Here is a 23,885-nt window from a genome sequence, read left to right on the forward strand (position 1 = left end):
AGTTCGGTCTTTGTCATTCATGACAGATTGAGCTATCCCTCAACATGAATATAAAACCCTTGTTACACTTTGTAACCAAGGGTTTTTTTATGTCTTTTAAAGAGCACAGAACTAGATGCTTGTTGAGAAAAAAGGTATAATCTTGCCCCATATTCTACCGTTAACGTAAGTACTTTTTTATGAAAGATTCTTGGTACCGCGAGCCTTGGGCTTGGTTAGTTTTTATTCTTCCTTTTACTGCTGTTGTAGCTGGTATTGCTACGTATATCATAGCTAACACTAACCCTGATACGTTAGTCGTTGGTGATTATTATAAAAAAGGTAAATCCATCAATTTAGAAGTGGGCAAAGTAAAAATGGCCCAAAAATTGGGCATGCGATTTGCGCTTCAGTTAAAAGACAATGAGTTAATAATTAAACCAACGGGTATTGAAAAAGTTTTCCCACTACTTAATGTCAGTTTTTTTCATCCTACCCTTGAAGAAAGAGACTTTTATTTAGCGTTAACTCAGGATGGTAATGGCTATTTCAGACACCATTTTGATAAAGATATTAGCGGCAAATGGAAACTGACCCTGACTTCTTTTGAAAACAATTGGAAAATACAAGATACCCTTAGCTTACCGCAAGCTGATTTTATCGATTTAATTCCTAACCCGATAAAAGCCCAATAAGTTAAATAGCGTTGATGAGCTAAATAAGTTAGCACGATTCTAATCACTATGGTGACATCTAAAAAGTTACCATAGTGCCTCCAGCCCTAAGAAAGTAGCCATGACCAGTCAATGTTTTCACTGTAATGAAGCCGTTCCCCGCGGAATTAACCTCTCGGTTGAAATCAGCCAAATTCAACAACCTATGTGCTGCATTGGTTGCCAGGCAGTAGCTCAAACTATCGTTGATAATGGCCTAACTCAATATTATGCAGTAAGAACAGAGCCGGCTCATAAAGGCCAATCTCTTGTCCCTGAACAATTACAAAAAAACAAATTACTTGATGAAGCTGTCTTACAAACCGAGTTTATTTATCAAGACAATGATTGCAAAGAAGCCATATTAACGATTGATGGTATTAGTTGCGCTGCTTGTGCTTGGCTTATCGAAATGCAATTGGAAAAGCTCAAAGGTTTAGTCAAGATAAACGTCAATGCGACTAGTCAACGAGCGACTGTAAGATGGCAAGATGATGCATTAAAACTCAGTGAGATATTACAGGCTATTGAGCATATTGGTTACCAAGCACTGCCTTTTAAAGCCAACGAAGCAGAACTGAGAAATAAAAAACAAAGCAAAGCATTTATCAAACGTCTAGGTATAAGTGGCATCTTAATGATGCAAATCATGATGATAGCCTTTGGCCTTTATTTTGGTGCCTTCTCTGAAATGGCTGAACACAATAAAGTTTATCTACGCTGGGTTAGTTTCATCTTAACAATTCCTATTATTTTTTATGGTGCCTTACCCTTTTATACAGGCGCAATAAAAGCGATCAAAGCAAAACGTTTATCCATGGATGTTCCCGTTTCTATTGCTATCCTTTTAGCTTTTAGTGCAAGTGCTTGGGCAACAATTACTCAGCAAGGAGAGGTGTATTTTGAATCGGTCTCCATGTTCACCTTTTTACTGCTCATCGGTAAATTCTTAGAATTTAGAGCCCGATCACATGCAGCGCAAGTCTCTGCAAATTTATTGAAATTAATGCCTATGACGGCAACTAAAGTGATTGTATCGAACGATAACATCGTCGCAGAAGCACAGAACAACGAATCACAAACTAGAGAAGTATTAGTTGCCGCGAAACAACTTATTCAAGGCGACCTCGTTATCATTAAACCAGGTGAAGTGGTACCTGCTGATGGCGTCATTATTTCTGGGCTAAGCCAACTCAATGAAGCCATGCTCTCTGGCGAACAAGTACCTATTAGCAAAACAATCAATGATAATGTCTTTGCTGGTACACTCAATGGTGACGGTAATATTACCGTGCAAGTAAAACAAGCAACAAATCAATCATTTTTAAGCCAGCTGATCCGCTTAAGCGAAGAAGCTCAAGCACATAAACCTAAAATAGCAAAATTGTCAGACAAGATTGCCCAATACTTTGTCGCCCTTATTTTATTAACCTCCATAGCAACCGCTATTTATTGGCAGCAACATATGCCAGAGGAAGCTTTTTGGATCACCCTTTCTGTCCTTGTAGCGACCTGCCCTTGTGCACTTTCATTAGCAACACCTACCGCCTTAACTTGTGCAACCACTCATTTAAATCGAGCAGGTATTATGATCAAAGGTGGTCATGTTATGGAAACCATGCCAAAAATTGACTGTTTTGCTTTTGATAAAACAGGCACCTTAACCACGGGTGAATTTACTATTGATAGGGTTGAGTTAATCAATAACGATTCAAGCTACAACCAAGAACAGATCCTTGCCATAGCTGCAGCATTAGAAGCTCATTCAGAGCATCCTATTGCTAAACCATTTGCCGAACATAGAGATTACAACTTAACTGCACAAGAAGTTAAAGTGCATTCTGGACAAGGTGTTACCGGTACGATAAATACTATTGATTATGCCATTGGTAAATACTCTTGGTTGGAAAATAGTCTTGCTGAAGAAGGCGGTCAAGCAAAGTCACTTAAGATTAATGTAAACGGTGCTAGCTGTATTTTAATAGCCAATAAAGAAATTATTGCCGTATTTTATCTCATTGATAAGATTCGTGACGAGGCTTTTGAAGTGATCTCTGAGCTTAATAATCACAATAAAACGCTGTTATTATCTGGCGATAGTCAAATAGCTTGTGACACTATTGCGCAAACATTACCCGTAAATACTGTATTGGGTGGACTGAGTGCTAAAGATAAAATGGAACAGATTAAACAGGTCCAAGCTCAAGGTTATACAGTAGCCATGGCGGGTGATGGCGTGAACGATTCACCAGTATTTGGCGCTGCCCATATTTCTATAGCAATGGGCTGTGGCGCAGATATCACTAAGAGTGGTGCAGATGTTATTTTGCTCAATAATAAACTGAGCAGCATCGATACTTTGATAAAAGTCGCTCACCGAACTCGTCGAATAATTTTACAAAATTATTTATGGGCTTTTGGTTATAATGCTATTGTATTACCGTTAGCTGTGGCTGGTTATATAACGCCTTACATGGCTGTTATTGGCATGTCAGCTAGCTCTATTTTAGTTATTACTAATTCATTACGTTTACTTAAAAAGTAAGCTAAGAAATAAGCTAAATAATCAGCGGGGCAATGAGTTAAAAGCAAAGTGCTGCCCTAGAGATAAACTTAACACGCGAATCAACTTAGTCATGAGTAAAATATGAGTATTATTTATATCCTAATTCCTATAGCCATATTATTAACTGCTTTGGGCATTTACCTCTTTTTCTGGGCAGTTAAAACTGAGCAATTTGAAGACTTAGAAAAGCAAGGCATGAGTATTCTTTTTGATGATGAACAACAAAATGAAGTCACCGAAGAAAAGCCAAAGAAAGAAATAGAAGACACTAAGCAAAGCTCAGATAACCAATGAGTTTAGATGTTTTTTCTGCCTTTATTATTGGTTTGCTTGGCTCTGGTCATTGCTTAGCTATGTGTGGTGGTATAACTACCCTGCTGACTTCTGCTATTAATAAACCGTCAAATTTGCCAACCACTAAAGAAAGCCTGCAAGGCGACATTCCTGTCAACGTAACCTCAGCACCATCAGGTTGCTCGCCCCAAGCTTCCCGTTTAAATCTAGTCTTCTTATATCATGTTGGGCGCATTGCTAGTTATTGCCTAATTGGCGCAATTGTAGGTTTTACTGGCTCTATCGCCGCTAAAAATGTAGGTTTACCTATTGCAGGGTTACGCCTAGTTGCAGCACTTTTTCTTATTCTCTTGGGCCTTTATATAGGCCAGTGGCTTTTATGGTTAAATAAGATTGAATCTTTAGGCAAAGGTTTATGGCGCTATTTATCTCCTTTAGCTAAACATGTCATCCCAGTAGATACTCCTAAAAAAGCGTTAGGTTTAGGGGCTTTGTGGGGTTGGTTACCTTGTGGTTTGGTGTATTCTACACTCACTTGGGCACTTGCCAGTGGTAGTATTTTAACTGGTGCAGCTATTATGCTTTGTTTCGGACTAGGTACTTTACCCGCATTAATTGCTTTATCCCTAGGTATCGACAGCATAAAAAATCTACTAGTCAATAAAGTCTTTCGAAAAATGATGGCTATTTCTCTTATTACCTACGGTATCTACAGTTTTGTTGTTGCATATCAAGTAATGTTCTAATAACATATACTTGTCTTAAAGTAGCGTAAATAGCTACGTCACAGAGTAATATTATGCAAAATAAAAGTTGTCCAACGATACAACATATCAAGTGTCAAAACTGTAGCATTAGTGAGCTATGTTTACCTTTCTCTTTAAATGATAAAGAACTTGATTCTCTTGACAATATTATTGACCGCAAACGGCCTATTCATAAAGGCGATAAAATTTTTCATGATGGCCAAGAAATGCATGCGCTGTATGCCATTCGTTCAGGCACATTTAAAACGTTTACCGTTAATGAACAAGGTGAAGAACAAATTACTGGTTTTCATTTAGCCGGTGATTTACTTGGCTTTGATGCAATTGCTGAAAGCCAACACCCTAGTTTTGCCCAAGCACTTGAAACATCAATGGTCTGTGAAATTCCTTATACAAATCTAGATGAATTATCTAATACTATGCCTAAGCTTAAAAAGCAGGTATTGCGATTAATGAGTCATGAAATTAAAACTGATCAAGAAATGTTAACCCTGCTAAACAGAAAAAATGCAGAGCAACGTGTTGCAACTTTCTTGGTGAGCTTAAGTGAACGATACCATGCCCGTGGTTTATCATCGACAGAATTTCGCTTAACAATGACTCGAAGTGATATCGGTAATTATATTGGCTTAACTGTTGAAACGATTAGCCGTTTATTAAATCGCTTCCATAAAAGTGGCTTAATTAAAGTCGATGGTAAATTAATTTCGATTATTGATATCGACAAGCTTTGTGATACTGCTGCCCTATAGTTCTATCTGCCTTCCTGTTATAGGTTTATTATCGCCCCAAAGATAATAACCCTATAACAAAATAAACTTGATTTAAAACAAGCATTAATTTGTCAACTTTGCTATAAATAAACTAACGTTATTATTTAGTTTGCCAGAGGTTGCCATGGACATGTATCAAAATATCCTTGTTGTGATAGATCCAACAACAGATGAACAAAAAGCCCTTAAACGAGTCATTGATCTCGCATCAAGAATAAATACTGCCGCTCCAGATCAGCAAACAAATATTACTGCTTTTTTTAGTATTTTTGATTTTTCTTATGAGATGACCACCATATTATCCAGTGGCGAGCGCGACACCATGCGCCAAATGGTTATTAAAGAAAAACAAAAATGGCTAGATGACATCATTGCTGTAAGTAATAGCCCAATAACTATTACCAGCAAAGTTGTTTGGCATAATCGCCCTTTTGAAGCCATTATCAACCAAGTCATTGAGCATAAGTATGATTTAGTGGTCAAAGGCACCCACCAACATGATAAATTTAAATCTGTAGTATTCACGCCAACCGATTGGCACATTTTGAGAAAGTGCCCATGTCCTGTACTACTTGTTAAAGAACATGAATGGCCTGAACAAGGTAATATTTTAGCCGCTGTAAATGTTGGTAGTGATGAAGCTGAGCATATCTCTTTAAACGAAGCCATTACTACACAAGCAAAAAATATTGCTCAATTAATCACTGCAGATGTGCACTTAGTTAATTCATTCCCAGGCACTCCGGTAAATATTGCCATTGAAATCCCTGAGTTTGACGCTAGCGAATATAATAGTGCTATGCAAGCACACCATAAAGAAGCTATGAGCAAGCATGCTAATAGCTTTGATATCCCATTAAGTAATACTTATGTCGAGGAAGGCTTACCTGAAGCGGTCATTGAACAAGCAGCCCTTAAGATTGATGCTGAATTAGTTATTTTAGGTACCATCGGTCGAACTGGTATTTCTGCAGCACTGATTGGTAATACTGCTGAACATGTTATTGACCAATTAGACTGTGATGTTTTAGCGTTAAAACCTGATGGCTATATATCACCACTTGATGTTGAGTAGTAATTAACTTTATTTACCTAACCTCAACTTTAATTATAAAGCTGAGGTTAGGAATAATTAATGAGCTTTGTTTGTGAGAATCGTCTCAAATTTAGATGAAACATATTATCTGCTTGTGACATAGAAATTGGCTCAAAGCGTACTTTATCACCTTGGCGTAACTGTGAAAGTTTAGCGCAATCTTGTGAGATAACGGCACCAATTTTAGGGTAGCCTCCAATAGTCTGTCGATCATTAAGTAAAACTATTGGCTGACCATCGGCTGGTGTTTGCACAGCACCATAACAAATCCCTTCCGATAAAATACCATCTACATCAGCCCTTATCGCACGACCTTGTAAACGATATCCCATGCGATCCCAATGTTGACTAATTTGATATTCACTTGAGAAAAATGATCTTTTTTCTATATTGGAAAAATGAGCTTGCTGGTAACTTAATACCGTATGTAATTGTACTTCATTAGTATATTGTGGTTGATCATTTTCGGCTAACATTAGCAGTTTTAAACTATCATCAGCTTTAGACACTGTTTGACAAGGTAATACATCATTATTGACCAGTTTATTACCATTAATGCCACCTACCGACTCTCGACAAACCGTGGCTGTGCTGCCAAAATTTGGCTTTATAGTAAAGCCTCCCGCTACTGCCAAATAACAACGCACACCAACTGGGGTGAACCCTAAACTAATAGTATCTCCTGCTTTAACCAGAAAACTTCGCCAACATGACTTTGGTTGACCGTTTATAGTCAGTGGCATCGGAGCGCCTGTAATAGCAATAACACAATCAACTTGCGCAATAAGCTCCAAGCCTCCCAGACTAATTTCAATAGCCGTTGAATTTATTGTATTACCACATAATCTATTGGCCCAATAAAAAGCTAAAGAGTCTGCAGGACCGCCATTAGTGAGTCCTAAATTAAAGGCACCAAAACGACCCGCATCTTGAATTAAACTTAAGACACCGCCATTGGTAACGATAAACCCTAAAGCATTCTTACTTATAGTCATTTTAACTCACTTGATTGGGTAAATTACCACCTAACTCAAGGTACTTCTGTTTATCTATCTCGACAAATTTCACCCTATCTCCCACTTCTACAAGCATCGTAGGCTCTGCTTGTGCGTTAAACATATCAATCGGGCATAAACCAATGAGATTCCAACCGCCAGGAGATTGCGCTGGATAAACGGCAGTTTGTCTATCGGCTATAGCAATGGCGCCTTTGGGCACTTTTAGCCGTGGCGTAGTTAATCTGGCCATGGCAATGCGCTTATCAACTTCACCTAAATAAGCAAAACCAGGGGCAAACCCTATAGCGTACACTCGATATTCCTGCGCTTGATGTAAGTTAATAACCTGTTCAACAGTTAATTTGGCATACTTGGCAATGCGTTGTAAATCCATGCCTGACTCAAGCGAATAATAAGCGGGTAACTCAATTAACCGACCCTGCTTATTATTTGCATTACCGCATTGCTTCAATAACCTTTTTAGTTTATTACGCAAATGGTGGTGATCTATTTCAAGTAAGTTAAACACCACTAAAATGGAGGCGTATGAAGAAATAAGGTCAATTATTTCAGTTGAAAAATTTTGACGAATAAGCTGTTCTGCCTGGTGAACATTACTGCTGATACTTGGAGTAATAATTGACGACTCTTGTCCTTTATCTGAAAAATATAGCATCAAGGAATTTTCACCGGCAATTTCAAGGCGAATACTGTCATTTATCAGCGTTGACATTAGCTCAGCAGCTCTTTAATTTCACGAATAGCCTGTACACCGGCAATATTATCACCATGAACACATAAACTATCTACGCTAATCTTGAGCACTTTACCTGAGATGGTGGTCACAGTGCCTTGCTGTGATAATTGTTTAACTTGGGCAAGCATGGCTTCTTTATTTAACACTGCCCCCGATTGACTACGTGCTAATAATCGACCTTCATCGTCATAACAACGATCTGCAAATGCTTCACTATAAATAACGAGACCAAATTTATTTGCCTGATCCCTATACGACTCAATATCTGCCGTTGCTTGTAACATCAACGCAAGTGTTTTTGGATATTGAGCAAGCGCAGTTAAAATAGCTTCAAACACTTTAGGCTCTCTCATCATGTCGTTATAGAGTGCGCCGTGGGGTTTTACATAATCTAGCGATAGCCCTTGAGCACTTGCCATACCGTCAAGTGCTGCCACTTGATAATGTATAAGCGCGATTATTTCTTCTGACGAACAAGCCATTGAACGACGGCCAAAGCCAACTAAATCAGGATAACTAGGATGCGCACCAATACTGACTTGGAATTGCTTGGCTAATGCCAACGTATTTTGCATCACTAAAGGGTCACCAGCATGAAAGCCGCAGGCTATATTTGCCTGATCAATATGAGGCATAACTTCATTATCGAGTCCCATAGACCAAGCACCAAAACTCTCACCTAAATCGCAGTTTAATTTCATACTCATGACCTTGTCACATTTCTTTATAATAAACATTTAGAATATAGCGATTATATACCCGTTACCAATCAAAGTGCAGAATTTCAGTGGGAATTAAAACCACTTTAGGCAAGGTAAATAATTTAAACATAGTCACTCAAATATTGAATGACAGGTACAAAAAAGCCGACGAGTTACACAAGTCGGCTAGGGAAAATAAATTATATACCCGCTCCACTTGAAGATGCTCGTTTCAGGAAGTCTGAGCGATTCATAATCAAGGCACATTTTTTTATTAAGGGTCAGTCCCTTAAAAAGAAATGTAACGCAGAGTATTATTTGCTCAGCCTTCCCCAAGGGGCTGGATTAGAAACGCTTAATGCTGCGTTATTGATTTCGACAATAGAATAACTATTCTCTTCAATCAATGCCTTGCCTAAAAGCGGTTCTGTTTCCAGCTGAATCATGCATCTTCAAGTGGAACGGGTATTAACTTAACTACATATTTAGTTAAACTTTAACACCCAACTCACGTAAACGTTCGAGTAGATAACTCGCTTGAGTATGCTTATCAGATAGCACCACTTCACTGCGAGGATGCAAAAACAACGGTAATGAAATTCTAGATTTATCACTGCCCTTGCCTGTTGGGTTGATAACTCGATGACTTGTTGATGGAAAATATCCAGCTGATGTTTCTTGTAACATATCACCAATATTAATAATTAGATTACCAAAGTCAGAAGGAACATCAATCCACTCACCATTTTGACGTTGAACTTGTAGACCAGGTTCATTCGCTGCAGGCAATATAGTCAATAAATTAATATCTTCATGTGAAGCTGCTCTAACAGCGCCAGCTTCTTCATCACCCGTCAGTGGTGGATAATGTAAGATGCGTAACAATGTATTTGGCGTCTCTTTAATCATATTAGATAAAGCTTCAGAATACTTATCTGCGATGTCCGCTGGACTGTACTCTTCTACCCAGTCAAGTAACTCGGCAGCAAGCTCTGATGCTAAACGATAATATTCAAGAATTTCATCATTTAGCTGTGCAGGAATACGTCCCCAAGGGTAAACATGGAAATACTCTTTTATATCTTTTTTACTATGACCTTTTGCCGTTTCAGATATCTCAGATGAGAAATAGCCATCTTGCTTTACAGGATCAAAAGCAAATGCATGTTTCTCTTCGCTTAAGAAAAATTCTTGCCAATTTTTGTAAATTGATTCAACTAAACTTTGCTTTATTGGATGATTAACAAGCACAGCAAAACCAGTTTCATGTAAACTTTTAACAAATTTTTCTGCCGCGTCTTTTGCGGTGTAATCTACAACTAGTACTTGCATAATTTGACTTCTCTTTGTCGATAATAATGAGATTTTACTCTTTTCTCGATTTTGTTCAACAGCTGCAAGATAAAAACCTGACCACTTGGTTCGTTTACTTTATGATAACTAATACCAAGTTGATTAAGTTATTTCCCACTCAGCGAGAATTAAAAGGCTTAAAGGTAAGGCATAGATTGAAGAGAATGGTTATTCCCTTGTCAAAATCAATAACGCAACATATAAGCCTTTTAAACTCGTCCTTTGGAAGCTAATTAGCAAACTGATAACAGCGTAAAATGAATAAAATATAGAATAACTATGTTTAACAAATTTTTCTTGCTCTAAGCTCGCTAATGTAGCTCTGAGTAAGGAATAAATTTAAACAAATTGGTATAACTTGCATCAATTCCCATTCTTCGCTAGGTTAGCTTTATTTCCTTTATTCTTAATTTGATTTTAAAAGGCTACTGATGACTTTCAGCATTTACACATGGAAAAAGCGTTGTTTACACATTACCTTTTTATTGCTTTCGACTACTAGCTCAACACTTTGGGCACAAACAGTGGTTGTACTGGCCGATACACCCTATAGCGATAAAGAAAAACAAATGATACAAGGGCCCGGAGGCATTCTTTATCGTCTTATTAATGCAATAAATCCTACTGTAGTTATGCATCTTGGGGACTTTAAAAGTGGTAGTAAGTCGTGTACTGACGACTTATTAAAAGAGCATAAAGCACTGTTAGCTCAAATCTATCCAGGTAAAATTATCTACACCCCTGGAGATAATGATTGGACTGACTGTGATCGTTCGTCATTACTTTACAGCTTTAATGAATTAGAAAGACTCGATTTCCTAATAAAATTGATGTTTAAAACGCCACCATTGTTAACCAAAAACTTACCTTCAATTATTAGTCAAGAAACACAAATAGAAAATAAGATATGGATTAATGACCGCCTAGCAATAAGTACTTTACATATAGTTGGAACCAGTAATGGTAGGGCTAATATCGATAAATCAAAGCGAGAGAATGCTATCAAAAAAGTTGATGAGCGAGACAATAATAATCTTACTTGGTTAAAAAACATTGAAGAAAAAGCAAAAGATTTTGATGCGATAATTATCGGTTTTCAAGCTGACATTTATCAACAGTCAGTATTAGAGAGTGGCTCATGCGATAATTCATCCTTAACAGCTTGTGACGCATTTGCTGTGTATCGCCAAGCGTTTAAAGATCTAGCAAAGCGAATCAATAAACCAATACTCATTAGCCATGGTGATACCGGAGAGTTCTGCTTTGAGAAGTTAGACAGCAACCTATGGCATTTAAATGCTGCGGGTGATTTTCAATATCTTGATGCCACTCAAGTTATCTTTAATAAGGAATCACCTGATAGACCCTTTATTATAAACGGTCTGATTAATCCAGATTTACCCACTATTGGTTGTTCAAATTAATGAAAGCATACACAGCAATAATTTTTTATACCTACAGGTTGTGCCTTAACGTAAAAATAGTGTAATGTTGCAAAATATAAATCCTGACCTAATGGTTAAGTAAAGCAATAACTATAAGTTTGGCTGATAGTTCATATTCAAACTAAACGTTGAACTTAAAAGAGAATTATTGATGAAAAACGTAATATTAACAACAATCGGACTGCTATTTATTCTGTTCAGCAGTTTTAAAACTCAGGCCGAAGAGATAAAAGTTGCTTCATGGAACATCGCTTGGCTAGGCTCTCATGAGTACAACCATCGTACCGACGCTGATTACAAAAAATTAGCCAAGTATGCCAAACAATTGAATGCTGATGTTATCGCTTTGCAAGAGGTTGAGAGTGAGTATTGGGCACGCAAAGTTTTTGGCAATGATTATGATTATTACTTTTCTACCAAAGACTGGGTTCAACGTGTTGGCGTGGCTATTAAAAAATCACAACACTTTACTGTTGAAGCTAAAGAATATAAAGCCTTAGATGTCGGTAAAGTACGCCATGGCATGGATATTACGCTAACAAAAAATGGTAAAACATTACATTTGTTAGCCGTACATTTAAAATCTGGCTGTTTTGCTGCGCCATTAGATAGCAGTAGTGTTAAGGCAATGCCGAGTACATCAATTAAAGAAGAAAAACGTAAAGAGGCCTGTACCAAACTTAGTAAGCAAATATCTCCGTTAGAGCAATGGATTGATTTACATGCAAGCCAAGACGCTGCGTATATTGTTTTAGGTGACTTTAATCGACGTTTTTCTCAAGATATCGCTTTAAAATACTCTGAAGATAAAGGTTTGTGGCAAGCATTAAATGATGATGGACAAGAAACGCTATGGACACCAACCATGACAGCTAATTCTGGTTGTTGGGGCGGTTATTATAAAGAATACATAGACCATATTATTTTTAGCCCTAAGGCCAAAGAAAAGTATATTGAATCTTCATTTGAACAACTTATTTTCAAACCTAAATACACTAAAGAATTATCTCGAAACTTAAGCGACCATTGCCCTATATCAGTAAAGGTTAAGCTTTAACTTTTAGAACACACTAATGAAGTCTATAATTAATAAGAATGTAACGTGGGTAATGTTCAAAATTCAACGGCATAATTTTATCCACAACACTTTCACTGCTAGGACAAACTTTTATCATGTTTAATAATCAACTTCCCCTCGTCGATTTACATCGTCATCTAGATGGAAACATACGCCCAAAAACTATTTGGCAGTTAGCACAACAAAATAATATTAAATTACCTGAAGACAACTTTGAAGCATTTATCCCTCACGTGCAAATCACTGACAGTGAAGCTGACCTGCTTGCCTTTTTGAAAAAGCTTGATTGGGGTGTTGGTGTGCTAAAATCCCTAGATGATGTGGTACGTATCGGTTTTGAGAATGTTGAAGATGCTTACAACGCTAATATTGATTATGCTGAATTAAGGTTTTCTCCCTATTACATCGCCATGACGCACAACTTACCAATAGAGGGTGTGGTAGAAGCAATTATTGAGGGGGTAAATCAGGGTAGAAAAAAATTTACCACTAAAATTAATTTAATGGGCATTTTAAGTCGTACCTTTGGTGTTGAACACTGCCAAAGTGAACTCAATGCCCTGCTCGCTTATAAAGATGATTTAGTTGCAGTTGACCTCGCGGGCGATGAGTACAATTTTCCAGGCAGCCTTTTTGAAAGTCACTTTAAACAAGTAAACGATGCAGGCCTTAATGTTAGTGTCCATGCCGGTGAAGCCGCCGGGCCTGAAAGTGTTTGGCATGCTATAAAAACACTAGGTGCAACGCGCATTGGTCATGGTGTGGCTTGTGCTAAGGATCAAGAATTAATGGACTACATGCGAGAAAATAAAATAAGCATAGAGTCTTGCCTTACTTCAAACTACCAAACAGGAACGATTAAAGATTTGGCAGTACATCCAGTAAAAACATTTTTAGCAAACGATCTTACAGTTTGCTTAAATACTGACGACCCTGCCGTTGAAAATATCGAGCTCGCTGGCGAATTTCAAGTAGCACGCGAAGTACTTGGACTCAATATAGATCAAATCAGCCAATTACAACGAAATGCGGTGCAAATGAGCTTTTTATCTGAACAAGAAAAGCAAACACTTCTCAATATTAAGAAAAAAACACTAAAATAGGCCTAAAATAATAGGGGCTACTTGAACGATACTTCACTTAGCATTATTATTAACTGTGCAATATTTATAGATGAATAAATACTGCGCAGTACTGTAAAAATCAGTAAAATAAATACTTAATTAAGTAAAAATTAACATCAACTTTATCAGTAAAAAATCCTTGATAGCAGCATGAATGATTCTGTTCTGGCTAGAAACTTACTGAGTTACACTTAACCTTAAAAGGATAACTCTTATGCCAACACCACATATCGAAGCACAAGCCGGCGAATTTGCAGAAACAGTACTAATGCCTGGCGATCCCCTTAGAGCAAAGTTTATTGCCGATAACTTTCTAGACGATGCTAAATGCATTACTCAAGTACGTAATATGCTTGGTTACACTGGTACGTATAAAGGTAAACGTGTCTCTGTAATGGGCTCAGGTATGGGCGTACCGAGCATATCAATTTATGCTACTGAACTTTTTAAAGATTATGGCGTTGAAAAAATTATACGCATCGGCTCTTGTGGCGCCGTAAGAGATGATATAAAGATTCGTGATATTGTTATTGGTATGGCTGCAAGTACAGACTCGAACGTTAACAGACAACGTTTTCACAATGTAGATTTTGCTGCTTGTGCCGACTTTTCTTTATTAAAAAGTGTCGTTGATACCGCTGATAAACTCGGTAAACCTGTACATGTAGGTAATATTTTTACTGCTGATTTATTTTATACGCCGCAACCTGAAATGTTTGCAACCATGGAGAAGTATGGAATTTTAGCGGTAGAAATGGAAGCAGCCGGCCTTTATGGTGTTGCTGCTGAATATGGTAAAAAAGCACTTACCGTCTTAACCGTTAGTGATCATATTAAAACAGGTGAGAAAACTACTTCTGAAGAACGAGAAACCACGTTTAAAGATATGATGGAACTTACATTAGAAAGCGTACTATAGCTTTCAAATTCAGTTTTCGTTGTCTTAAAGAAAAGGGTTAGCAAAATGCTAACCCTTTTTTATTTCTTAGATAGAATATAACTAAACTGTGCTAACTGTAAAAGTTACCATTAAAAGAAATTAGCTTTAAACTCCACACCAAAGAAGCGAGCTTCATTGGTGTAACCCGTTAAGTTATTAAAATCAATTGCACCGGTTAGCTTTTCTTCATCAAGAATATTTCGAGAAAAAACAGCAACCTCATATTCTGCATCGCCAGCAAACCATTCATAACCAACGCGTAAACCACCTTCCGTTATGGCATCACCCATAAATTCTTTAGATTCATATAGGAAAAAGCTGACTTCACTACGATAAGACCAATCGGTATAAACATATAACTCACCATTACCAATTTCTTTGGTCCAACGAGCGCTTAAATTACCAATCCACTCAGGTGACTGTGGTAATGAATTACCATCAATAATAACTTGTCCATCACTATTAATAGGATCTGTAATTGTACAGCCACCACCACATCCTTCAACAGAGATAGTATCATCCTGCAACTCTGTATGGTTGTAACTTAAGCTAGCACCAAAGACCAAGTCCTCACTAGCCCAAAATTCTGAGTCTAGCTCAAAACCATAACCTACGGCTTTATCGGCATTTAATAAACTGGCAACATTACCTGTGCCACCAACCGCTGTTAGCTGTTGGTCATCAACAACATAATAAAATACTGAGCCGTCGATACGCGCAGTGTTCTCTAACATAGTTGATTTAAAGCCAGTTTCAATTGACGTTACTAACTCTGAATCAGCCGTCGTATGAGAGGCAGAAAACAATAAGCTACGGCCTTGAATACTTGGCGCACGATAACCTTTTGCTAAACGGGCATAAAGGTTTGTTTCATCTGTCATACGGTAATTAACACTAACATCACCGCTAACTTGTGAATCATCAACGGTAGCATTTTCACTAAATCCAGGAGCACCGAAAGGTGACTGAACTAACGTACCATCCCAAACACGCTCATCATCTGAATAGCGAATACCAGCGGTTAAATTCAGTTTATCTGAAAGTTCAAAGTCCATAGAAGCAAAAACAGCCCAAGCCGTTGTTTCCATATTTTGAATCGCAATACCATTTTGATTACCACCGCCTAATGTATCAAAACTCAAGTTGTTTATAGTTAAATCCTCATTGAAATAGAAGAAACCTACTTGATAATCAAATTTACCAAGATCATTGCTAGACAACCTAAGTTCTTGAGTTATTTGAGAGTGATCAGGCATTTTCGCACCTGTTTCTGAGGTGAAAGGAATAAAACCAGGCCCCATATTTCCTGGATCACAGCCAGGAATTGCTGTGATCCCACAGCCATAACCGCCATCAATATCACCGACAGAGAACATTTCTGCGGATTCATAACCTGTTACAGATGTTATTGTATGGCTGCCAAAGTCATAATCTAACTTTAAGCTAGAGCCTTTCATTTCAATGGTTTGATTATTTCGTGAAGCAGCATCGTGATATACAACTTCTCGATCAAAATCATCGACTAAGTCATTAGTGCCTGGCTTAATTATATTGGCTCTAAAAACACGAGCATCTGCGTCTGCATCTCTAAAATGATAATTAAACAAAGCTGAAAAATTATCACTTGGTTCCCATAAAAGCTGAATTCTTCCAGCTGTTTCTCCGTATCCACCCAGCTGATCATCTTGCTCAAAACCTGGCGCTTTATTGTCTATCCAATCATCTCTATCTTGCTGTAAAAAAGCAACACGAGCAGACAATGTATCAGTTAAACCACCGCCGACAGCTACACGTAAGTCTGTCGAATTGTAACTGCCATATGAAGCTGAAACCGTAGCATCAAAATCTTGGGTTGGTTTTTTTGATTGGACTTTAATAATACCTGCAGTGGTATTACGTCCAAACAAAGTACCTTGAGGACCACGAAGGACCTCTACACGTTCAAGATCGAACATAGGCATGCCTTTGGTTAACGCATTTTCTAAAACAACATCATCATAAATTAACGATACGGGTTGTGAAGCAAGTAAATCAAAGTCTGTGTTACCTAAACCACGAATATAGAAACGTGGAAAAGTTCGTCCAAATGAAGATTCAATTAATAAACTAGGGACTTTTGCAGATAAAGAACGCACATCCATACCTGATGAGCCTAAAACTTCTAGTTTCTTACTTGTTAACGCTGAAACTGAAATTGGTACATCTTTAACATTTTCGGTTCTTTTACGTGCTGTGACTTCTATAACCTCAACACCAACAACTTTTGCTTTTGTGACCTCATCTGCTGCTAAGGCACTAGTAGAAAAACCAGTAACACTCGCAATGATTGACGCCTGCACACAAAGTGACAATGCACTTTTTTTAAATATTTTCATTTGTTTACTCCCAGGACTGTTTTTGTTTTTTATTATGTTTTATGCTTTTTATCTTTTGTTTTTATTATGTTTTATAGTGTAGTAGAACTTATACAGGTTATTGAATTAATTGCGCTAGAACTTCCCCCTACTATTCACTGTACTTATTACTTTATTATTTTATTACTTACTGTATAACTCTGACAGAAAGCTTGTGCCGTAGTCCATTGCTTCTACGTTAAATAACTCAGCGACACTTTGTCCTAAATCAGCGAACGTCTTACGGTTACCAAGGTTTACAGAGTCAATCTGATGATGGTAAGCAATAATAGGTACATACTCTCGAGTATGCTCAGTACCAGGCCATGTTGGATCACAACCATGATCAGCGGTTAAGAATAGTACATCCTCCGCAGACATCGCATGAAAGAGCTCAGGTATACGAACATCTAGTGCTTCAAGCTCTTTTGCATAACCGATAGCATCGCGTCTATGACCAAAATCTTGATCAAAATTAACCAAATTAGTGAAAATGAGTGAATTGTCTTGTGCGGTATTAATATGATCCAAAGTGGCATCAAATAGTGCATTAAGCCCAGTCGCTTTTGTTTTTTCATCAATGCCTTGATGAGCGAAAATATCAGCAATTTTACCAACACTGATAACATGAGTTCCTGACTGTGATATTTTATCAAGTACCGTAGGAGCTGGCGGTAACACTGAGTAATCTCTACGGTTACCTGTTCTAGCAAAGTTATCAGCACTATCTCCTACAAAGGGTCTAGCAATAACACGTCCTATATTTAAATCACCAAGTAACTCTCGAACCGTTTCACAGTATTTATAGAGGTTATCTAAACCAAAATGTTCTTCATGCGCAGCTATTTGAAAAACGCTATCGGCCGAGGTATAACAAATAGGTAAACCTGTTTCAATATGCTCTTGTCCTAAACGGGTAAGAATTTCGGTACCTGAAGCATGACAATTGCCTAACATGCCATCAAAACCCGTTTCACGATTAATATCGTCAATTAATGATGTGGGAAAGCTATTTTTTTTGTCGGTAAAATATCCCCAATCAAAAAGCACGGGTACTCCTGCCATCTCCCAATGACCACTGGGCGTATCTTTACCTGTACTTATTTCTTGTGCAAAACCATAAGCACCTTTATTCGGTTCTTGACCCTGATAAGGAAATGTTTGATTAGATGCTTGTTCACAAGCCTTTATCATTCCCAGTGCCGATAAGTTGGGTAAGAAAATCTCTTTACCTGTTTCTTCATAATATGCACGAGCTAGGTTAGCAAACGTATTTGCGCCCACATCACCAAAATCTACAGCATCTGGAGAATAACCGATACCCAAGCTATCAATAACTATAATTATTGCACGAGCCATAATGTTTCCTTTTTACATTTAATCACAATGATTAAAATAATTTGTCAAAAACTATGACCAACTGGTCAAGTTGTGTTAATTTATCATCTTTACAATTAAGGGTAAATAGAGCTTTATCTTGTCGCTGATTATTTATCTAAACTATAGAGAATATCTTGCGCCAATTACTAACAAAGCTCAAGATAGTAAAAAATTCTTAATTATTGATATTTGCTTTAACTACAGGCTGAACATTGAAATCAATTAAACCAACAATTATTGCTATCGCTGGCCCTTCGGCCTCAGGCAAGACACTTTTTGCCAAAACAATACATGATGAGCTTATTGATGAGCTTGGTGACAGTGGTATTTCTATTATGTATGAAGATGCTTATTATCGTGACCAATCTCATTTGTCCATGCAAGAGCGTGAGCAAACTAACTATGATCATCCCAGTGCATTTGAACACGAACTTTTATCAGAGCACTTAAAAAAACTCACTGAAAATCAGATGATTAATAGTCCTGTTTATTGTTACAAAACTCATACCCGGCTCGATGAGAGTAAAAAGTTTTTACCCACTAAAATAATTCTAGTTGAAGGTATATTACTTTTATCTAACAAGGAATTAAGAGAGTGTTTTGACATTAAGGTCTACATGGATACACCATTAGACATATGTCTCATTAGAAGAATCAAGCGAGATTTAGTTGAACGTAACCGTAGTATTGAATCGGTCACTAACCAATATTTAGCAACGGTTAGACCTATGTATTATCAATTTATTGAACCTTCTAAAGCTTGGGCTGATATTGTTATTACCCGAGGTGGTAAAAATAGAATGGCTATTGAGGTGATCAAAGCAAAAATTCGACAACTTTCACAATTACCCCCACAACAATAAGTATAATAATAAAATATAAGAGGTATTCATGGAATTAGGTGCTCTAAGAGGTGTGCTAGGCATTTTCGTTTTGTTAGCTATCGCCTACGCATTATCAAGTGGAAAAAAATCAATAAATATTCGCACAGTCGGTTTAGCTTTTGCACTACAAGTGCTGCTTGGCGCTTTTGTGTTATACGTTCCCTTTGGTAAAGACGTGTTGCTGTCTATGACTAATGGTGTGCAAAGTGTTATTGATAGTGCAAAAGTAGGCATTAACTTTCTTTTTGGTGGTTTAGGTACCGATGCCATGTTTGACAATGGTGTAGGTTTTGTCTTTGCCATCAGAGTATTGCCTAATATTATTTTCTTTTCGTCTTTAATTGCTGTGCTTTATTACCTTGGCATAATGCAATGGGTAATTAAAATCATCGGCGGCGCATTACAAAAGCTTTTAAAGACGAGCAAACCTGAGTCACTCTCAGCGACAGCCAACATATTTGTCGGTCAAACCGAAGCCCCTCTTATTATTCGTCCCTATATTGCAAAAATGACCCAATCAGAGCTATTTGCCATCATGGTTGGTGGCCTAGCATCCGTTGCAGGTTCTATTTTAGCAGGATACGCTGGCCTAGGTATTGAACTAAAATATCTAATTGCCGCTTCATTTATGGCCGCCCCAGGTGGACTATTAATGGCTAAAATCATTTGCCCTGAAACTGAACACGATAAAATAGTTACCGAGTCTGTCGATTATGATGACGAAAATGAAAAACCAACAAATGTAATTGATGCCGCCGCTTCTGGTGCAGCGTCAGGTCTTAAATTGGCAGTAAATGTCGGTGCAATGTTACTTGCCTTCATTGCCTTAATAGCATTGTTAAATTCGCTAATTGGCGGTGTTTTTGGCTTATTCGGTTATGAAGATATCACCATAGAATTTTTCTTGGGTTACCTTTTTGCACCGTTTGCTTATGTTATTGGTGTTCCGGTCAATGAAATGCTGCAAGCAGGTAGTTTTATTGGGCAAAAAGTTGTCGTCAATGAATTTTTTGCCTATGTTAATTTTGTTGAAATCAAAGATACCTTAAGCCCTGCAACTCAAGCCATTGTGACTTTTGCGTTATGTGGTTTTGCTAATTTATCATCAATTGCCATTTTACTTGGTGGCATTGGTTCGATGGCGCCGAGTCGTCGACATGACATTGCCAGATTAGGCATGCGAGCCATGATTGCAGCTACTTTAGCCAATCTAATGAGCGCGGCAATTGCTGGTATATTTATTTCCTTGTAGGAAGTATATACACAAAAACGATACACGAGAATTTAACACAGGAACAATACAATATGTCTGATATTAAAGCAGTAGCCCAACGAGCACTGTCACTAATGGATTTAACGAGTCTTACCAACACAGAGACTGACCAAGAAATTATTGACCTTTGTCGTCAAGCTAAATCACCTGCCGGCGAAACGGCCGCTATTTGTATTTTCCCACGCTTTATTCCTGTGGCTAAAAAGGCGCTAAAAGCGCAACAAACACCTCACATAAAAATAGCAACCGTCACTAATTTCCCACAGGGTAATGACGATCTTGATATTGCGTTGGCAGAAACAAAAGCTGCTGTCGCTTATGGCGCTGATGAAGTCGATTTAGTATTTCCTTACCGTGCGTTAATACAGGGTAATGAGACGATTGGTTTTGATATGGTAAAGGTATGTAAACAAGCCTGTAGCGGCAATGCTAAGCTTAAAGTCATCATTGAAACAGGTGAGCTTAAATCTGAAGAGTTGATACGAAAAGCGAGTGAAATTGCTATCAACGCTGGCGCCGACTTTATTAAAACATCGACAGGTAAAGTAGCCGTTAATGCCACACCTGAAGCGGCTAAAATTATGTTAACCGTGATAAAAAATAAAAATACCGCGGTGGGATTTAAACCTGCAGGAGGCGTTAGAAATGCCGATGATGCCGCTATTTATCTTGATTTAGCAGATAATATATTAGGTAATGAATGGGCAGATGCAAATCACTTTAGATTTGGTGCTAGCAGCTTACTTATCAGCTTATTAGATACACTCGGACATAAAAGTAATACTAAGTCATCAAGTAACTACTAAGTCCCCCTAAATCACAGCTAAGTTATTGCTGTTATTATCAGGCAACTAAATCCCATTACAACAATACCTGAACGTTGAACATTAATTTTCGATGCTCAGGTATTTACTACATAAAAAGAAATAACTAAAAATGGCACAACTTTATTTTTATTACTCATCGATGAATGCGGGAAAATCAACTCACCTCTTACAATCATCTTATAACTATCAAGAACGTGGCTTAGCCACCGCTATTTATACTGCGAAGATTGATGATAGATTTGCAAAAGGCAAAGTTGCTTCACGATTAGGTATTGACGCCGACGCTTTTTTATTCGACGAAAAGATCAATCTATTTAAAGACGTTGACCAGAAACATCAAGCTGAAAAAATTGATTGTGTACTTATCGACGAAGCACAATTTTTGTCAACTGAACAAGTTAAACAGCTTACTGATATTGTCGACCTATTGCATATACCTGTATTGGCTTATGGCATACGCACTGATTTTTTAGGACAAACCTTCTCAGGTAGTGCCGCTCTGCTCGCTTGGGCTGACAAACTGGTTGAATTAAAAACGATATGTCACTGTGGGCGAAAAGCTAACTTTGTCATCAGACAAGATGCCAACGGTAAAGCGGTACAAAATGGTGAGCAAGTAGAGGTTGGTGGCAATGAACGTTATGAGCCGCTTTGTCGTGCTCACTTTAAGCAACTCGTCTGGCTATAGGCTAATGCTGATAATAAAAACCTTAGCATTCTATATTAACCGCTAAGGTTCTTTATTGGTAACTCATTCCTAGCTAATTAATAGATTACCGGTGGTAGTTCAGGGCTCTCTTCAGAGTAACTAATCGCATTATTAAATTGCTCAATGGCTCTATTGGCTGAGTCTTCATCTTTAGCATGTAATCGTGCAATCACTTCGCCACGATTCACTTGTACACCCAGAGGTAATATCCGATCAAAACCAACACTGTGATCTACCTGTTGAGTAGGTGCCGTTCTCCCTCCACCTAAACCAACCACCGACATGCCAATAGCACGAGTGTCCATCTGCGCAATGTAACCATGCTGTGCTGCTCGCACCTCAGTAATAACATTTGCCTTTTTCATTGAGTCCCAAGGCTTTTCTATAAAGTTTTTCGGTCCACCTAATGCGGATACCATGCGATCAAATTTTTCAGCCGCTAAGCCTGAATTTAACACCTGATCAATTTTCTCATGGGCATCTTTTTCACTACTCGCTAGATTAGTATTAATAAGCATTGCACTAGCAAGTGCATGCACAATTTTATGTAAGCGCGGCTCTCGTTGTTTACCGGTTAAGTATTTAACTGTTTCATACATTTCTATGGCGTTACCGGCACTAGTACCTAAGACTTGATTCATATCGGTAATAATAGCCTGTGTTTTAACGCCCGCTCCGTTAGCAACACTGGTAATGCTTTGTGCAAGTGCTTTAGCATCGTCTAGGTTATTCATCATGGCACCATTGCCCACCTTAACATCCATCACTAAGACATCAAGTCCTGCGGCAAGCTTCTTCGATAAGATAGAAGCAGTGATCAATGGAATAGATTCAACTGTTGCGGTTACATCACGAATAGAATACAAACGCTTATCGGCGGGTGCTAAATTATCGGTTTGTGAAATAATGGCAACACCAACGTCTTTAACAATACGTTTAAATTCACTAATACTGGGTTGTACATTAAAACCAGCAATACTTTCAAGTTTATCTGAGGTACCACCTGTATGACCCAAACCACGCCCTGAAATCATAGGAACATAACCGCCGCAAGCAGCAACGATAGCAGCTAACATAAAGCTAACTTTATCACCGACACCACCCGTTGAGTGTTTATCAACAATAGGACCATCAAAACCTTCCCAGCTAAGAACTTCTCCTGAGCGCATCATAGCCTTGGTAAAATTGACTCTTTCATCAATCGACATACCCTGTTGAAAAATAGCCATGGCCATAGCGCCAACTTGGCTATCTGAAAAGTTGCCATCAACAAGGCCTGAAACAAAGCCATTTATCGCTTGTTCATCTAATATTTTACCATCACGTTTCAGTCGAATAATCTCTTGAGGGATGATTTTAGCGGTTACAGACATGAATTAAATCCTTATAAGTCTAATAAATCTTTTGGGGTGAATGCATCTGGTAGTAATTGTTGTACCGTCCAGATTTTTCGGTCATTTTTGTGGTTTACTGCTACCACTAGCGCTGATTGCTCGAAAAATTCAGCAATCACTTGTCGACATGCACCGCACGGAGGAGTCAGCTTGTCTTGCTCGGTGTAAATCATGATGAACTTAAACATCTGCTTACCCTGAACGACAGCATGACTAATACAGTTACGTTCAGCGCAAATGGTCAAACCATAAGAGGCATTTTCTACATTACAGCCGTTAACTATATTGCCATCCGTAGTCAGTGCTGACGCGCCAACATGAAATTTACTGTAAGGAGCATAAGCTCGTTGGTAAGCTTCTTTTGCCGCTGATAGTAGCTCATCAAAACGCTCTATTTTATTTTTATCCATATTTACATGCCTTTAGATAATTTACTGTATT

23 protein-coding genes are annotated in these 23,885 nt (G+C 38.0%); 14 read left to right on the plus strand and 9 right to left on the minus strand.

Annotated elements, in window-relative coordinates:
- The first annotated feature begins 179 nt into the window (after nucleotides 1-179).
- The 6 genes from CXF79_RS15575 (at nucleotide 180) to uspE (ending at nucleotide 6,167) form a co-directional block, all read left to right on the plus strand.
- A complete protein-coding gene (locus tag CXF79_RS15575) occupies nucleotides 180-674 on the plus strand; it encodes a FixH family protein (RefSeq protein ID WP_011042815.1) in 495 nt (164 codons plus the stop codon).
- 100 nt (nucleotides 675-774) lie between these two features.
- A complete protein-coding gene (locus CXF79_RS15580) occupies nucleotides 775-3,237 on the plus strand; it encodes a heavy metal translocating P-type ATPase (protein WP_101156049.1) in 2,463 nt (820 codons plus the stop codon).
- A gap of 102 nt (nucleotides 3,238-3,339) precedes the next feature.
- Nucleotides 3,340-3,552 carry a cbb3-type cytochrome oxidase assembly protein CcoS gene (gene ccoS / locus CXF79_RS15585; RefSeq protein WP_011042813.1) on the plus strand — a complete coding sequence of 71 codons (213 nt, stop codon included), beginning with the start codon at nucleotides 3,340-3,342 and terminating at the stop codon, nucleotides 3,550-3,552.
- Nucleotides 3,549-4,298, plus strand: a complete 750-nt coding sequence (locus tag CXF79_RS15590; RefSeq protein WP_011042812.1) for a sulfite exporter TauE/SafE family protein — start codon at nucleotides 3,549-3,551, stop codon at nucleotides 4,296-4,298. The genes ccoS and CXF79_RS15590 overlap by 4 nt, the downstream gene beginning before the upstream one ends.
- A 53-nt stretch (nucleotides 4,299-4,351) precedes the next feature.
- Nucleotides 4,352-5,071, plus strand: a complete 720-nt coding sequence (locus tag CXF79_RS15595; protein WP_101156051.1) for an FNR family transcription factor — start codon at nucleotides 4,352-4,354, stop codon at nucleotides 5,069-5,071.
- Nucleotides 5,072-5,216: 145 nt separating this feature from the next.
- A complete protein-coding gene (gene uspE, locus CXF79_RS15600) occupies nucleotides 5,217-6,167 on the plus strand; it encodes a universal stress protein UspE (RefSeq protein ID WP_101156053.1) in 951 nt (316 codons plus the stop codon).
- 47 nt (nucleotides 6,168-6,214) lie between these two features.
- On the opposite strand, the gene CXF79_RS15605 is transcribed toward uspE, so the two are convergent.
- The 5 genes from CXF79_RS15605 to CXF79_RS15625 form a co-directional block, all read right to left on the minus strand.
- On the minus strand, nucleotides 6,215-7,183 hold the full coding sequence (locus CXF79_RS15605; protein ID WP_101156056.1) for a biotin-dependent carboxyltransferase family protein: 969 nt from the start codon (nucleotides 7,181-7,183) through the stop codon (nucleotides 6,215-6,217).
- A 1-nt stretch (nucleotide 7,184) separates the two neighbouring features.
- The gene (pxpB, locus tag CXF79_RS15610) at nucleotides 7,185-7,919 is read right to left on the minus strand and encodes a 5-oxoprolinase subunit PxpB (protein WP_101156058.1); all 735 of its coding nucleotides are present in this window, start codon (nucleotides 7,917-7,919) and stop codon (nucleotides 7,185-7,187) included.
- Nucleotides 7,919-8,644, minus strand: a complete 726-nt coding sequence (locus CXF79_RS15615) for a 5-oxoprolinase subunit PxpA (protein ID WP_101156060.1) — start codon at nucleotides 8,642-8,644, stop codon at nucleotides 7,919-7,921. Before CXF79_RS15615 ends, pxpB begins: the two co-directional genes overlap by 1 nt.
- 314 nt (nucleotides 8,645-8,958) lie before the next feature.
- On the minus strand, nucleotides 8,959-9,090 hold the full coding sequence (locus tag CXF79_RS23825) for a hypothetical protein (protein ID WP_269801470.1): 132 nt from the start codon (nucleotides 9,088-9,090) through the stop codon (nucleotides 8,959-8,961).
- Nucleotides 9,091-9,133: 43 nt separating this feature from the next.
- On the minus strand, nucleotides 9,134-9,976 hold the full coding sequence (locus tag CXF79_RS15625) for an isopenicillin N synthase family dioxygenase (RefSeq protein WP_101156062.1): 843 nt from the start codon (nucleotides 9,974-9,976) through the stop codon (nucleotides 9,134-9,136).
- Nucleotides 9,977-10,428: 452 nt separating this feature from the next.
- Between CXF79_RS15625 and CXF79_RS15630 the strand changes: the two genes are divergently transcribed.
- The 4 genes from CXF79_RS15630 to deoD all read left to right on the plus strand — a co-directional run bounded on the left by CXF79_RS15630 (nucleotide 10,429) and on the right by deoD (nucleotide 14,563).
- Nucleotides 10,429-11,421: a hypothetical protein gene (locus CXF79_RS15630; RefSeq protein ID WP_232769194.1), complete on the plus strand. Its 993-nt coding sequence runs from the start codon at nucleotides 10,429-10,431 to the stop codon at nucleotides 11,419-11,421.
- 172 nt (nucleotides 11,422-11,593) lie between these two features.
- On the plus strand, nucleotides 11,594-12,499 hold the full coding sequence (locus CXF79_RS15635) for an endonuclease/exonuclease/phosphatase family protein (protein ID WP_101156064.1): 906 nt from the start codon (nucleotides 11,594-11,596) through the stop codon (nucleotides 12,497-12,499).
- A gap of 116 nt (nucleotides 12,500-12,615) precedes the next feature.
- Nucleotides 12,616-13,623, plus strand: a complete 1,008-nt coding sequence (gene add, locus CXF79_RS15640; RefSeq protein WP_101156066.1) for an adenosine deaminase — start codon at nucleotides 12,616-12,618, stop codon at nucleotides 13,621-13,623.
- 235 nt (nucleotides 13,624-13,858) lie between these two features.
- Nucleotides 13,859-14,563 carry a purine-nucleoside phosphorylase gene (gene deoD, locus CXF79_RS15645; protein ID WP_101156068.1) on the plus strand — a complete coding sequence of 235 codons (705 nt, stop codon included), beginning with the start codon at nucleotides 13,859-13,861 and terminating at the stop codon, nucleotides 14,561-14,563.
- Between the two features lie 110 nt (nucleotides 14,564-14,673).
- On the opposite strand, the gene CXF79_RS15650 is transcribed toward deoD, so the two are convergent.
- Together CXF79_RS15650 and CXF79_RS15655 are read right to left on the minus strand one after the other, a co-directional pair.
- On the minus strand, nucleotides 14,674-16,959 hold the full coding sequence (locus CXF79_RS15650) for a TonB-dependent receptor (RefSeq protein WP_101156070.1): 2,286 nt from the start codon (nucleotides 16,957-16,959) through the stop codon (nucleotides 14,674-14,676).
- A 162-nt stretch (nucleotides 16,960-17,121) separates the two neighbouring features.
- Nucleotides 17,122-18,336 carry a phosphopentomutase gene (locus CXF79_RS15655; protein WP_101156072.1) on the minus strand — a complete coding sequence of 405 codons (1,215 nt, stop codon included), beginning with the start codon at nucleotides 18,334-18,336 and terminating at the stop codon, nucleotides 17,122-17,124.
- Between the two features lie 233 nt (nucleotides 18,337-18,569).
- On the opposite strand from CXF79_RS15655, the gene udk reads away from it, so the two are divergent.
- From udk to CXF79_RS15675, 4 genes are all read left to right on the plus strand, one after another.
- Nucleotides 18,570-19,220, plus strand: a complete 651-nt coding sequence (gene udk, locus CXF79_RS15660; RefSeq protein WP_101156074.1) for a uridine kinase — start codon at nucleotides 18,570-18,572, stop codon at nucleotides 19,218-19,220.
- Nucleotides 19,221-19,248: 28 nt separating this feature from the next.
- On the plus strand, nucleotides 19,249-20,493 hold the full coding sequence (locus tag CXF79_RS15665) for a NupC/NupG family nucleoside CNT transporter (RefSeq protein WP_011042797.1): 1,245 nt from the start codon (nucleotides 19,249-19,251) through the stop codon (nucleotides 20,491-20,493).
- A 53-nt stretch (nucleotides 20,494-20,546) separates the two neighbouring features.
- On the plus strand, nucleotides 20,547-21,320 hold the full coding sequence (gene deoC / locus CXF79_RS15670; RefSeq protein WP_101156076.1) for a deoxyribose-phosphate aldolase: 774 nt from the start codon (nucleotides 20,547-20,549) through the stop codon (nucleotides 21,318-21,320).
- A gap of 130 nt (nucleotides 21,321-21,450) precedes the next feature.
- Nucleotides 21,451-22,029 carry a thymidine kinase gene (locus CXF79_RS15675; RefSeq protein ID WP_101156078.1) on the plus strand — a complete coding sequence of 193 codons (579 nt, stop codon included), beginning with the start codon at nucleotides 21,451-21,453 and terminating at the stop codon, nucleotides 22,027-22,029.
- Nucleotides 22,030-22,106: 77 nt separating this feature from the next.
- On the opposite strand, the gene deoA is transcribed toward CXF79_RS15675, so the two are convergent.
- Nucleotides 22,107-23,423: a thymidine phosphorylase gene (gene deoA, locus CXF79_RS15680; protein ID WP_101156080.1), complete on the minus strand. Its 1,317-nt coding sequence runs from the start codon at nucleotides 23,421-23,423 to the stop codon at nucleotides 22,107-22,109.
- An 11-nt stretch (nucleotides 23,424-23,434) separates the two neighbouring features.
- Nucleotides 23,435-23,854 carry a cytidine deaminase gene (locus CXF79_RS15685; RefSeq protein WP_101156082.1) on the minus strand — a complete coding sequence of 140 codons (420 nt, stop codon included), beginning with the start codon at nucleotides 23,852-23,854 and terminating at the stop codon, nucleotides 23,435-23,437.
- Nucleotides 23,855-23,885: the final 31 nt, after the last annotated feature.

The sequence above is a fragment of the Colwellia sp. Bg11-28 genome (assembly GCF_002836245.1).
Taxonomy (GTDB): domain Bacteria; phylum Pseudomonadota; class Gammaproteobacteria; order Enterobacterales; family Alteromonadaceae; genus Colwellia; species Colwellia psychrerythraea_A.

What these genes read in the sequence shown, in the direction of transcription:
- CXF79_RS15575 (WP_011042815.1), top strand. Translation starts at nt 180, where the DNA reads ATGAAAGATTCTTGGTACCGCGAGCCTTGGGCTTGGTTAGTTTTTATT.
- CXF79_RS15580 (WP_101156049.1), top strand. Translation starts at nt 775, where the DNA reads ATGACCAGTCAATGTTTTCACTGTAATGAAGCCGTTCCCCGCGGAATT.
- ccoS (WP_011042813.1), top strand. Translation starts at nt 3,340, where the DNA reads ATGAGTATTATTTATATCCTAATTCCTATAGCCATATTATTAACTGCT.
- CXF79_RS15590 (WP_011042812.1), top strand. Translation starts at nt 3,549, where the DNA reads ATGAGTTTAGATGTTTTTTCTGCCTTTATTATTGGTTTGCTTGGCTCT.
- CXF79_RS15595 (WP_101156051.1), top strand. Translation starts at nt 4,352, where the DNA reads ATGCAAAATAAAAGTTGTCCAACGATACAACATATCAAGTGTCAAAAC.
- uspE (WP_101156053.1), top strand. Translation starts at nt 5,217, where the DNA reads ATGGACATGTATCAAAATATCCTTGTTGTGATAGATCCAACAACAGAT.
- CXF79_RS15605 (WP_101156056.1), bottom strand. Translation starts at nt 7,183, where the DNA reads ATGACTATAAGTAAGAATGCTTTAGGGTTTATCGTTACCAATGGCGGT.
- pxpB (WP_101156058.1), bottom strand. Translation starts at nt 7,919, where the DNA reads ATGTCAACGCTGATAAATGACAGTATTCGCCTTGAAATTGCCGGTGAA.
- CXF79_RS15615 (WP_101156060.1), bottom strand. Translation starts at nt 8,644, where the DNA reads ATGAAATTAAACTGCGATTTAGGTGAGAGTTTTGGTGCTTGGTCTATG.
- CXF79_RS23825 (WP_269801470.1), bottom strand. Translation starts at nt 9,090, where the DNA reads ATGATTCAGCTGGAAACAGAACCGCTTTTAGGCAAGGCATTGATTGAA.
- CXF79_RS15625 (WP_101156062.1), bottom strand. Translation starts at nt 9,976, where the DNA reads ATGCAAGTACTAGTTGTAGATTACACCGCAAAAGACGCGGCAGAAAAA.
- CXF79_RS15630 (WP_232769194.1), top strand. Translation starts at nt 10,429, where the DNA reads ATGACTTTCAGCATTTACACATGGAAAAAGCGTTGTTTACACATTACC.
- CXF79_RS15635 (WP_101156064.1), top strand. Translation starts at nt 11,594, where the DNA reads ATGAAAAACGTAATATTAACAACAATCGGACTGCTATTTATTCTGTTC.
- add (WP_101156066.1), top strand. Translation starts at nt 12,616, where the DNA reads ATGTTTAATAATCAACTTCCCCTCGTCGATTTACATCGTCATCTAGAT.
- deoD (WP_101156068.1), top strand. Translation starts at nt 13,859, where the DNA reads ATGCCAACACCACATATCGAAGCACAAGCCGGCGAATTTGCAGAAACA.
- CXF79_RS15650 (WP_101156070.1), bottom strand. Translation starts at nt 16,959, where the DNA reads ATGAAAATATTTAAAAAAAGTGCATTGTCACTTTGTGTGCAGGCGTCA.
- CXF79_RS15655 (WP_101156072.1), bottom strand. Translation starts at nt 18,336, where the DNA reads ATGGCTCGTGCAATAATTATAGTTATTGATAGCTTGGGTATCGGTTAT.
- CXF79_RS15665 (WP_011042797.1), top strand. Translation starts at nt 19,249, where the DNA reads ATGGAATTAGGTGCTCTAAGAGGTGTGCTAGGCATTTTCGTTTTGTTA.
- deoC (WP_101156076.1), top strand. Translation starts at nt 20,547, where the DNA reads ATGTCTGATATTAAAGCAGTAGCCCAACGAGCACTGTCACTAATGGAT.
- CXF79_RS15675 (WP_101156078.1), top strand. Translation starts at nt 21,451, where the DNA reads ATGGCACAACTTTATTTTTATTACTCATCGATGAATGCGGGAAAATCA.
- deoA (WP_101156080.1), bottom strand. Translation starts at nt 23,423, where the DNA reads ATGTCTGTAACCGCTAAAATCATCCCTCAAGAGATTATTCGACTGAAA.
- CXF79_RS15685 (WP_101156082.1), bottom strand. Translation starts at nt 23,854, where the DNA reads ATGGATAAAAATAAAATAGAGCGTTTTGATGAGCTACTATCAGCGGCA.